The sequence below is a fragment of the Sulfurovum sp. genome (assembly GCF_041562805.1).
Lineage (GTDB): Bacteria > Campylobacterota > Campylobacteria > Campylobacterales > Sulfurovaceae > Sulfurovum.
Genome location: NZ_JBFFOH010000078.1, coordinates 1 through 11,152 on the forward strand (window position 1 = coordinate 1; position 11,152 = coordinate 11,152).

Genomic DNA, 11,152 nt, shown 5'->3' on the forward strand with positions numbered 1-11,152 from the left:
CACCAGCGTAATAAAGATAAGAAAAGTAGCGATCATCAATGCCTGTCCAAGCTCTTTTTGAAGCTTTGCATTCTCTTTTTCTTCACCTTTAATAATAAGTTTCACACCTTCAGTTTCTATTTCATCCAAAAGCGGTTTTAATTGTTGCATGACCTCAACTGGAGTAATGATCTTTTTCTCTACCCTTGCATACAGTGAACGTACTTTTTCACCATCTTCTTTAAATATTTTGACAAAACTCTTTTGATAGGTAAAATCACAGATATCTGAAAGTCGTACCACTTTCTGTCCATCTGGTGTAGTCAGTTTAAAGTTCCCTATAGCTGATGAATCTTGTTTATAAACATCTTCTATTTTAACCCTGACCAAACCTTCTTCATTGAACATTTTTGCATACTCGGCCTTGAGAAAGGCACCCTTCAATACCGAAGTAACATACCCTTCACTAAAACCTAGTTGCTGCCCGTATTCATTGACACGTAACTTAAGTTCGCGTTCTCCTTCATTGGCATTGTCTGCAATATCCTCTACTCCATTGATACTATCAAGCTTTTCTTCTACTTTTTTCATTGAAGCCAACATTTTGTCTCTATCGGGATGTTCAAAGCCGATCTCTATATCGTTACTTACGATACCAGCTTGTTGTACATAGACATTAAACTCTTCATAGAGTTTTTTCCCATGGACTTCCTGTTTTTTAAATTTTTCAACAATGCGTTCTTGTATCTCTTTTGAGATATCCTGAGAGATTCTTTGTCGTATCATGTCACTGTCATCATACTCAAGGGAAAATACCGGGTTGATATATCTGTCAAAAAAGTTTTCAGGTGCTTTTTCGTGCAGGTTTATAAAGATCTGGAACAGGTTCTCCCCTATCTCAAAGCTTTGGTCTTTGTTAAATTTAAATCCTATTACCGAAGTGACTGAATCCATCTCTTTTTTATCCAGTATTTCTAGTAGTGCTTCCTCTATCTGTGTTACATAGACTTCAGTATCTTGTAGATCATTATTTATGTTTACTTTTCCATTTAAATAGACCTGCTGTGCATCAAACTCAGGAAAAAGCTGAAACTTAGTGATCTTTACCATTCCAAGGGTTCCCAAAATGATAAAAGTCAATATGATCGCCAGAGAACGCTTCTTATGCTCTAAAAGTTTTCCTAGAAATTTCTGATATCGTGCTATCCATCCTTCCCAAAAATTGTCTTCATGTTTCTCTTTTTTAAAGGTTCCCATAGAGTAAAACTCTTTTGCATGCAGTGGTAAAAAGTAAAATGCTTCAAACAAAGAAGAGATAAGCAGTACCGATATCATCACAGGCAGGACCTGCATGAACATTCCCATTTTCCCACTCATGATCAAAAGTGGTAAAAATGCAAATACTGTGGTCAATGTAGCAGTAAGTACTGCGGGGAACATCTCGACAGAACCTTGTATAGCAGCTTCTCTCGGACTCTTTCCCATTTCCATATGTCGATAGATGTTTTCTGCAACTACTATAGCTTCATCGACCAACATACCAAGAGCAATGAGTGCGCCAAGAAGTGTCAACATGTTTAAACTGTAGCCTATCATATCCATCACAATGAGCGTAATAAAAAAACTAGCCGGGATTCCTATGCCTACCACCCATGCGATCCGCATATTGACAGATAAAAAGAGTGCCATAAAGACCAAAATTAGCCCAAATAATATGTTAGAAGAAACTAGATTCAAACGATTTTTGATCCATATCGAAGTATCCGTATAGGCTTCAAATTGGATATTCTCATATTTTTCATTAAAATCTGCAAGTGTTTTACGTACTTCTTTGCTCAATGCAATGGCATTACCTTCTTTACTTTTATTTATATTTAGAGAAATATTCTGCTTACCGTTATAATGTGAGATCTGTGTAGGGTCCCCTAATCCATAATACACCTCAGCTACATCCTCTAAACGAAAACTTTTACCTCCTACACTCAGTAAAGTTTGCCCTAATGCTTTTGCATCTTTTTCACCATTGATAGTAGAAATATACAGATGATCACCCTGACCATCAAGTGTTCCTGCGGGGAAAATACTTGAGATACTTGAGATAGCCTTATAGACAGAAGATTTATCCAGATCATATGCTTCTAATTTTTTTTGGTCTAATTGTATAACCACCTCTTCGTCTGTGTCCCCACGTATCTCTATACTGCTGAGATCATGAATAAGTGCCAATTTGCTTTTAAGCGCATCTGCTGCATCAATAAGTGCTTTCTTCCCTACATCCCCAGAGACCGCTACAAGTAAAAGTGGATATTCATGTACTACAATACGTGCAAGAGGTTCATCCATATCAGCAGGAAGGTCACGTCTTGTTTTTGAAATGATATCTTTCACATCAGAAAGTACTAACTGTGTATCACTACCCGGTTTGATATCTGCGTTGATACTAAAACTTCCATTTTGAATACTGGTATAAAGTGTATCTATCTCTGCAAGACTTTTAAGCTCATCTTCTATATTTGAAACAACCATCTTATCTAAGACATCAGCACTTGTACCTACATATCCGCCCTGTACAGATATCTGATCAAGTGTTGAAGGAGGAAAGATCTCTTTAGCAATATTCTGATATGCAAAAACCGAGAGTAGCAGCATAAAGACCATCAAAATATGGTTGATAATAGGTTTATCTACTGCAAAACTGATAAAACTACGTATCATTAGTTTTCCTGGATAGCAAAGATAGTATCAGTCACCCTATTCTTAAACCTTAATGCCTCTACACTCTGTTCAAGCATCATCTTCTCTGCTTTCAATGCAGAAACTTCTCTTTTCATTTTGTTTACAACTTTACTCTCATAATAAATTTGATTACTCAAATATATTTTAATTGTTGTCAAGATCAAGACAATGCTAACAGACATCAGTATGACCATTGCCATACCAAAAGTAATACCGTTAGGCTTGGACTTTTTCTTTTTACTTGTCATGATCACTGTCTTTTTTAAATCTAAAACTTCTTAGTTTTGCAGATCTGCTTCGCGGATTTATCTTGAGTTCCACTTTATCAGCAGTTACAGGTTTCGAAGAGAAGGCTTTACCTAACGCATGATTCTTGCCACAGGTACAGCGCATAGCTTGAGGATCACAGATACATGCTTGTGCCCATTTTTTAAAACGATTCTTGACCAAACGGTCTTCCAAGGAATGAAAAGAGATCAAAGAAACGACTTCACCTTTCACATGCTTTTGCTCTAAGGCATCAAGCAAACCTTCTATCTCACCCAGTTCATTGTTAACTTCTATACGAATAGCCTGAAACATCAAGGTTGCGGGGTGTATCTTACCTCCTGCAGGAATAACCGTTTTAGCGATCTCACTTAACTCTTTAGCTGAGTTGATGGGCCCTTGTGCTCTGGCTTCCACTACAGCAGAGGCCAATTTTTTAAATGAACGTACTTCACCATACGTATCAAAGATATATTCCAATTTTTCTTTAGTGTACTCATTCACCACTTCATAAGCTGAAAGTGCAGATGATGCATCCATACGCATATCCAGTGTCTCAGACGTAAAGGAAAAACCTCTGTCTTTTTTATCCAACTGTAAAGAGGAAACACCAAAGTCTGCCAACACCGCTACTATCGGACTCTCTTGCAATGTAGGAAATACAGTTGCAAATGTACCCTTGTAAAGTGTGCTACGATTCTCATAAGGCTCTAAACGTTTTTTGGAAAATGCCAAAGCTTCATCGTCTCTATCTATCCCTATGTGTTTAAGGTTTTCATATCTGGCCAACATTTCAGAGCTATGCCCGGCATATCCAAGTGTACAATCAACAAAATAACCTTCTCCTACATTTTTAAAGCTCTCTAACACTTCATTTAAAAGTACAGGAATATGAGGTGTTTGCATTAAGATCCTTTGGAGATACTATCATTAGTTAAATTTAATTATCAATGTTATAATAGCGAAATTAGATGAAAAAAGGCTCAATATATGGTAGATAATCATCTTATCGAAGACATTAAACATGTTTCACTCTCTTTGTTTAACAAAAACTTCTTTAGTGTATATCACGGTTCTATCTCTGCGCGTGTAAGTAGCAGTGGATTTATCATTAACTCTAAAGATACGATCTTGGATGAAATTACAGAAGACTCACTGGTAAGACTTGACTGTCATAAGCGAGACTATCGATGGAGTATGGCAAATGCAGATGTACACATACATGAACATATCTACGAAAGCATCCCCAATGCAAAATATATCTGCTATACCATGCCCCCATACGCAACTGCCTACTCACTCAAACATGGTAAAGTATCACCAAAAGACTATTTTGGACAAAAAGTCTTAGGTGAGGTCATCGTATACGATCCAAAAAATATAGATGACTGGCTGGAACGTGCACCTTACGAGATCCCACAGTTTTTTCAAAAGCATGACACCCACTTGCTTCTTATCAAAGGTTTTGGTCTCATCTCTTATGACAGAGACATCACAGAAATGGCCAAAAAAATCTCTATCTTAGAGAACTCTTGTAGGTTGCTGGCTTTATCTGCAAATCTTTAGCATACAGTCTCTTACCTCTGTCGTGTGTAATGTGTTTCTTTTGACGCTTCGTTGACAGTGAGAAAAGTATTTTGATCCATACTTTTTATGGTGATGATACGTATAGGCTCATTTTGAAATTTACGTTTGAAATTGTCTGCAAGTGTACGCAATGAGGCTTGAGAAATACGATAAATTTCTTTGGCAAAAGGCACTTCAACATTGTTGACTACAATAACCAGTGTATGATCTGAAACCTTCCAGATACCTGAACCTTTTATCTGAAGATCTTTGACAAAAGCATCCCCTTTTTGGACACTGACAAGCAGTGTAATAAAAAAAGTTTTGTTTGTATTTAAATGTAGATACTCCTTCTCTATAGTTAATGTGCCATTGTGTGTCGTTTGCGTGACAGCCTGCCACTTTCCTATCAACGCTGTCTGACCTACAGCACCAAGTTCTAACATCAGCGCCAAAATAATAATAAATATTTTCATACATAAACCTTCTCTACTAGTATATAGTTACCATTATAATGAAAGACAACTGTTATGCATGTGACAACACTTCTGTAAAGCATACTTTTGTTATACTCCTCCAAATATAATCTAACACAGGATAACTGATATGAATCAGACGAAGAAAAGATTAAGTATCATTAACCATGCCATTTCTATCACTGATGTTGAGACCATACAGCTTCAGATTTTAAAGTTGGTACAACTTAAATCAGATGTGAAAATACAAGAGATCGTTACAGCAATTCAAGCAGAAAACTATGCACAGGCACAGGGACTGATAAACCGATATATTGAAACACCTACAGAAAATATCCTACAGAGAACTTCACAAAAAGCTCAAGCTACTATGGCAGAAGAGGATCAAGCTATCATTGATGAGTTCGATCTTTTTATCACATCAAACACAGTTGAAAAACCTCAAGAGATTGACATTAATGATTTTCTTCTTGATGAACTTCCAGTCAGAAAAAAAGTCGAAACAAAAAAAGTGGATCATAGTGATTTTGATGCCTTGCTAAATATTGACATTGATAACGTACTGACTGACAACATTGAAATGGGTGTCGCACACACGTCAAAAGATACATTCTTTGACTCTCCAAAAGAAATAAACAAACAAGCTATAGATACCTCTCACATACCTAAAGATACTTTTTTTGATACCATAGAAACACTAAAAGAAGAACCTGTTACACAAGAGACTCCCAAAAAAGAAGAAGTGATTATAGAAAAGAGTGAACCCTTTATACAAATGGAAAGAATTTCCAAAGAAGATCCCTTAAAAGAACTGAAGCCTGCTATAAAAACAGAAGAAGAAGCACGTTCAATTAACTATAAAGCCATTCCTTACATTGCACAAAAACTTCTTAGTATGAAAAAACAATATCCACCTATAGAAGGAACTTACGAAAAATTTGATTCTGTCGAAAACCTCTTAAGAAAGATCTCTCAAGAAGGTTATAGTGAAGCAGACATAGAAGAAACCCTCACATATATCAAACAACTAACAGAAGATAAAAAAGATATCGAAGCGTCACAACTCCTGCTCGTCTGTGCCGCAACAGAATCAAAATTTGCACAATTCATGTTAGCCAGAGAACTCTATAAAGGTACTTTGATCACAAAGGATGTACCTGAAGCATTTACGCAAATGCATAGTTTAGCACTTGAAGACTACCCTGAGGCTCTCAGTGACCTAGCACAATTTTATGAATATGGTATAGGTACAGGAAAAGACCAAAAGAAGGCTGAACAATTCTACAAAGAAGCGATGGACTTTGGCATAAAAAGGGCTGAGAAACATTACAAGCGTTTAAAAAAACAAAACCGTGGTTTTTTTAAACGGTAAACTTACTTCAGTAGCCTCTTTATTCCTTCATACGCGACATCGATCATTTTGTCTATCTCTTCATATGCAATAACATAAGGGGGCATGAAATAGATCACATGTCCCAGTGGTCTGAGCAATACACCTTGCGATAAAGCATACTCATAGACCTTCAACCCTATACGTTCAGTCGCCTGGTACCCCTCTAATTCTATAGCGGTGACCATACCCTGTTGTCTTATCTTTTTGACATTGGATAAAAGAGAAAACTTTTCCAGTTTCTCCATTATGTATATACTTTTCTTTTCATTCTCACCTAAAATATCATTTTGTTCAAATATCTCGAAAGTTGCCAATGCCGCTGCACAGGCCAAAGGATTTCCTGTATAACTGTGGGAATGTAAAAAAGCTTTATACTCATTGTAATCACAATAAAAAGCGTTATATACATCAGTGGTTGTCATCACGACTGAAAGCGGTAAATAACCACCTGTTAAGCCTTTAGATAGTGTCATAAAATCTGGCGATATCTCGGCATGATCACAAGCAAACATCTTTCCGGTTCTCCCAAACCCTGTCATGATCTCATCCGCGATAAGGTGTACATTATACTTTTGGGTCAAGTGTCTTGCGCCTATAAGATAGGCTGGGTGATACATATGCATCCCCCCTGCGCCCTGGATCAGAGGTTCAATAATGAAAGCTGCTATCTCCTCAGATCTCTCTTTCAAGGTTTCTTCTAAAGCAACCAATGCCTCATTGGCTGCATCAATACTTTGGTCTTTTGGTACAGGTACTTGCATGTTGGCGATAAGAAGTGGCTCATACGTTTCTTTATAGAGTTCAACATCCCCTACACTCAATGCCCCTATCGTCTCTCCATGATAAGAGTTTGACAATGAGAGAAAAAGTGCTTTACGCTTTCCTCTGTTCAGATGATAATGATAGCTCATTTTCAATGCTGCTTCCACAGCAGAAGAACCATTGTCAACATAAAAAACTTTTGCCAGATCCTTAGGCGTAATGTTGACAAGTTTATGGGCAAGTTCTATAGCAGGTTCATGTGTAAACCCTGCCAGTAGCACATGCTCAAGTGTGTCAATTTGGGCTTTGACCTTATTGTTTATGATTTCATTTGCATGTCCAAAAATATTTACCCACCAAGAGCTTATTGCATCGATATAAGAATTCCCGTCAAAATCATAAAGATAGACACCTTTACCTGACTTAATAGGTACAAGCGGCAAGGTTTCATGATCCTTCATTTGTGTACATGGATGCCATATTACTTCCAGGTCTCGCTGCATCATTTTCGTATTTTTATTAGACATACTATTTTCACACTCCAATTCATTAGCGATAAGCTTATTTTAGGTAGAATTGTACAAATTTTTTGATTGAAGGTAGATGAAGTATGATTAGTTGGATGCAAAAACACAATAAATATTTGGTATGGACAATATGGGTAGCAACCATCGCATTTATTGGTGCAGGTTTTGTAGGTTGGGGAAGTTACAGTTTTGGTTCCAAAGCAGGCAGTGTTGCAAAAGTAGGTGATATTGAGATCAAACAAACAAAACTAAACATGGTTTACAGCAATATATACAACCAATACAATCAGGCAATGCAAGGTACACTTGATGATAAGCAAGCTCAAGAAATGGGATTGATCAAGCAAGCATTCGCCAGACTGGCAACACAGGCTAAAGTCCTAAACTTCGCAAAAGATCTTGGGATCATCGTTTCTGATATGGAAGTAGCACAGAGATTACAAGCACTTCGAACATTCCAAAAAGATGGTGTTTTCAATAAAGAGATCTATGATGGGTACCTCAGAAGTCAACAACTTAGAGCCAATGTCTTTGAAGATACACTGAGAGAAGAGCTTATCCTTGAAAAAACATTTTCACTACTTGCCGTTGGGACTTTACCGCTTGAAGAAGAGGCCATTTCTGCAGCTATGAATGTGAGTGATAAATTGGCATATAAAGTATTGACGAACGATGATCTGAACTTTGTTATGGATGAAGCAAAAGTAAAAGCTTACTGGGAGATGCAAAAAGAAAACTTTTTGACACCACAAATGTATGAACTCTCTATTGTGTGGACACAGAGTAACGAGACTGTTGTCTCTGAAGATGAGATCAAGGCACACTATGATACAAACAGTTTCAACTATACTGATGAAACAGGGAAACAACTTCCTTTTGAAGAAGCTAAAGTATTGGCGACAAAAGATCTAAAAATAAAGAAAACAAAAAAAGCAGCACAAAAAGAATATATTGCATTTAAAAAAGGTAACCTTGACAACACTGAAAAGATCACACTTACAATGGGAGATGCAAAGCTTACAGAAGAAGTATGGAGTGCACTGAAAGAAAAATCTGTAGGAGATATACTCAAACCTAAAGTAGTTGCAGACACCTATGCCACTGTAAAAATAGAAAACATAGTGTTACCAAAAGTAAAGACCTACGAAGAAGCCAAAGAACAGGTTACTGTACTTTATACCGAACAAGCTAAAAAAGAAGCCCTTTTGACATTAGCAGAGTCAACACTTAAAAACCTTGATCAGAACGATACCATCATCTCTGATTTTGTAAAACTAGAGGAAAATGTCAACCTAAATCCACTAAATACTCAAGAAAGTTTACAATTTCTACAAAAACTCTTTACATCGTCAAAAGAAAAAGGTATTATTAGTGTATTCGATAAAGTTATAGTTTATAGTATTTTGGAACAAAAACTGCTTCCGATGGATGTAAATCAGACAGATTTTGTAAAACAAACTACGAATAAATTGAAACAAAGTACATTTGAGTCTAACTTGATTAAAATGTTAGATAAACAATATCCTACAGAAGTCTTTATGGGAGGGCTAACCAATTGAGTGACACAATTTTAGCTATTGATATCGGTTCCACTAAAATATGCGCTATCATCGCTGAAATCAAAGACTCCGAAGTCACAATACAAGGGCATGGCATCACTAAATCCCAAGGGGTTAAAAAAGGTGCTATAACCAATATAGAACTTGCTTCAAAATCCATAAAAAAAGCTATCAACGATGCAAAACGTATTGCAGGAAGTAACATTACTTCTGCAACTGTTTCCATCTCTAATGCCTATGCAAAGAGCCTTCAGTCAACCGGTATTGTCAACATACCACATAAAGACATCTCTATTAAAGAGATCAATCGTGTGATGCAAACTGCACTCTATAATGCAAATGTACCTACCGAGTATGATATCATCCATGTATTACCTTATAACTTTAGAGTAGACGACCAGGACTTTATAGAAGATCCGTTCGGTATGAATGCAAGTCGTATGGAAGTAGATGTCAACATCATTATGACACAAAAGTCAAATCTTTCAAATCTTAAAAAAGCAGTACGTTCCGCAGGTGTAGAGATAGATGGCATTGTTCTAAGCGGTTATGCTTCTGCCATTGCTACAATGGATGAAGATGAAAAAGAACTTGGTGTTGCTGTCATTGACCTTGGTGGTCAAACAAGTAACCTTGTCATCCATACCGGTAACTCCATCAGATACAACGACTTCTTAGGTGTAGGTTCAAACCACATCACCAATGACCTCTCTATGGCACTACATACACCTCTGCAAATAGCTGAGAATGTGAAAGTACGTCACGGTGATCTTACAGAGACTTCAAATGAGATCATAGAGCTTCCTATCATAGGTGATGAAGAGAGTCGTAATGGTGTATCCTTGGAAGTCGTTCACTCTGTCATTTTCTCACGTGTAGAAGAAGCACTTATGATCTTGGCGAAGTCATTAGAAAAATCTGCATTAAAAGAACAGATAGGTGCAGGTATCATTCTCACTGGAGGAATGACAAAACTTAAAGGTATCAGAGAATTGGCACAAGCTATCTTCAGTGGTATGCCTGTAAGAGTTGCTTACCCAGATAAGATCAATGGTCTTTTTGATGAACTAAAAGATCCGGCCTTCTCGACGGTAGTAGGATTACTACTCTATAAAGCTGGTGGGCATACTCAATATGAGATAGATTTCCAACAAGAGTTATTACATTCCAAAGCAATGTTCGAAGACAACCTAAGTGACATCCGCATAGGTCATAAGACAAATAATGCTGAAGAGGTACAGGTCAAAAAAGGTCATAAAGAAGAGAAAGAAGCAAAAAAAGAAGATCAGGAAGAGTCAACCATATCATTTGACGATCTACCTGATCTAGGTCATGAAAATAAAAATCCATTTAAAAAACTAGCCAGTTGGGCAAGGCAGCTTTTTTAAAAGTATTTTTTAAACACATCAAATAAAGGGGGAGAAAATGGAAGAGTTTGAAATAGACATTATCGAAACAAAATGTCATACAAATGGAGCGAAAATCAAAGCTATCGGCGTCGGGGGCGGTGGTGGAAACATGATCAATCACATGATAAGTGAGGGAATCAACAGTATTGATCTAATTGTTGCAAATACGGATGCTCAGGCACTGGAAAGTTCTTTGGCACCATTCAAAATGCAATTAGGTATCAATGCAACAAGAGGTCTTGGTGCTGGTATGATTCCGGACAAAGGTAGAGAAGCTGCACTTGAAAGCTTTGAAGACATCAAAACAATGCTTGCTGGTTCTGATATTGTATTTATCTCTGCTGGTCTAGGTGGTGGTACAGGTACTGGTGCAGCACCTATCATTGCACAAGCTGCAAAGGAAGTGGGAGCACTGACTGTTTCTATCGTAACAAGTCCTTTTAAATTTGAAGGTAGAAAAAGAACAAAGCTTGCAAAA

General features: G+C 37.1%; 9 protein-coding genes and 1 pseudogene. 5 read left to right on the forward strand and 5 right to left on the reverse strand.

Going from position 1 to position 11,152, the window contains the following annotated elements; genetic code table 11:
- From ABYK33_RS09725 to rsmH, 3 genes are all read right to left on the reverse strand, one after another.
- Positions 1–2,694: efflux RND transporter permease subunit (locus ABYK33_RS09725; RefSeq protein ID WP_373032972.1), on the reverse strand; the 2,694-nt coding region annotated here is incomplete at its 3' end.
- Positions 2,694–2,963, reverse strand: coding sequence for a hypothetical protein (locus tag ABYK33_RS09730; RefSeq protein ID WP_373032973.1), 270 nt, complete (start codon positions 2,961–2,963; stop codon positions 2,694–2,696). The genes ABYK33_RS09725 and ABYK33_RS09730, both read right to left, overlap by 1 nt.
- Positions 2,953–3,888: a 16S rRNA (cytosine(1402)-N(4))-methyltransferase RsmH gene (gene rsmH / locus ABYK33_RS09735; RefSeq protein WP_373032974.1), complete on the reverse strand. Its 936-nt coding sequence runs from the start codon at positions 3,886–3,888 to the stop codon at positions 2,953–2,955. The genes ABYK33_RS09730 and rsmH overlap by 11 nt, the downstream gene beginning before the upstream one ends.
- An 84-nt stretch (positions 3,889–3,972) precedes the next feature.
- Between rsmH and ABYK33_RS09740 the strand changes: the two genes are divergently transcribed.
- Positions 3,973–4,548: a class II aldolase and adducin N-terminal domain-containing protein gene (locus ABYK33_RS09740; protein ID WP_373032975.1), complete on the forward strand. Its 576-nt coding sequence runs from the start codon at positions 3,973–3,975 to the stop codon at positions 4,546–4,548.
- A gap of 11 nt (positions 4,549–4,559) precedes the next feature.
- Here ABYK33_RS09740 and ABYK33_RS09745 read toward each other — a convergent pair whose 3' ends face one another.
- Positions 4,560–5,024 carry a hypothetical protein gene (locus ABYK33_RS09745; RefSeq protein ID WP_373032976.1) on the reverse strand — a complete coding sequence of 155 codons (465 nt, stop codon included), beginning with the start codon at positions 5,022–5,024 and terminating at the stop codon, positions 4,560–4,562.
- Positions 5,025–5,154: 130 nt separating this feature from the next.
- On the opposite strand from ABYK33_RS09745, the gene ABYK33_RS09750 reads away from it, so the two are divergent.
- Entirely contained in the window at positions 5,155–6,396 is a 1,242-nt protein-coding gene (locus ABYK33_RS09750) for a tetratricopeptide repeat protein (RefSeq protein WP_373032977.1), read from the forward strand.
- Positions 6,397–6,398: 2 nt separating this feature from the next.
- On the opposite strand, the gene ABYK33_RS09755 is transcribed toward ABYK33_RS09750, so the two are convergent.
- Positions 6,399–7,706, reverse strand: a complete 1,308-nt coding sequence (locus ABYK33_RS09755; RefSeq protein WP_373032978.1) for an adenosylmethionine--8-amino-7-oxononanoate transaminase — start codon at positions 7,704–7,706, stop codon at positions 6,399–6,401.
- An 83-nt stretch (positions 7,707–7,789) separates the two neighbouring features.
- On the opposite strand from ABYK33_RS09755, the gene ABYK33_RS09760 reads away from it, so the two are divergent.
- The 3 genes and pseudogenes from ABYK33_RS09760 to ABYK33_RS09770 all read left to right on the forward strand — a co-directional run.
- The gene (locus ABYK33_RS09760; RefSeq protein ID WP_373032979.1) at positions 7,790–9,265 is read left to right on the forward strand and encodes a peptidylprolyl isomerase; all 1,476 of its coding nucleotides are present in this window, start codon (positions 7,790–7,792) and stop codon (positions 9,263–9,265) included.
- A complete protein-coding gene (ftsA, locus tag ABYK33_RS09765) occupies positions 9,262–10,653 on the forward strand; it encodes a cell division protein FtsA (protein WP_373032980.1) in 1,392 nt (463 codons plus the stop codon). The genes ABYK33_RS09760 and ftsA overlap by 4 nt, the downstream gene beginning before the upstream one ends.
- 37 nt (positions 10,654–10,690) lie before the next feature.
- Positions 10,691–11,152, forward strand: a pseudogene (locus tag ABYK33_RS09770) (cell division protein FtsZ); the annotation flags it as partial.

Coding starts and splice junctions, on each gene's coding strand:
- ABYK33_RS09730 (WP_373032973.1), bottom strand. CDS start 2,963: ATGACAAGTAAAAAGAAAAAGTCCAAGCCTAACGGTATTACTTTTGGT.
- rsmH (WP_373032974.1), bottom strand. CDS start 3,888: ATGCAAACACCTCATATTCCTGTACTTTTAAATGAAGTGTTAGAGAGC.
- ABYK33_RS09740 (WP_373032975.1), top strand. CDS start 3,973: ATGGTAGATAATCATCTTATCGAAGACATTAAACATGTTTCACTCTCT.
- ABYK33_RS09745 (WP_373032976.1), bottom strand. CDS start 5,024: ATGAAAATATTTATTATTATTTTGGCGCTGATGTTAGAACTTGGTGCT.
- ABYK33_RS09750 (WP_373032977.1), top strand. CDS start 5,155: ATGAATCAGACGAAGAAAAGATTAAGTATCATTAACCATGCCATTTCT.
- ABYK33_RS09755 (WP_373032978.1), bottom strand. CDS start 7,706: ATGTCTAATAAAAATACGAAAATGATGCAGCGAGACCTGGAAGTAATA.
- ABYK33_RS09760 (WP_373032979.1), top strand. CDS start 7,790: ATGATTAGTTGGATGCAAAAACACAATAAATATTTGGTATGGACAATA.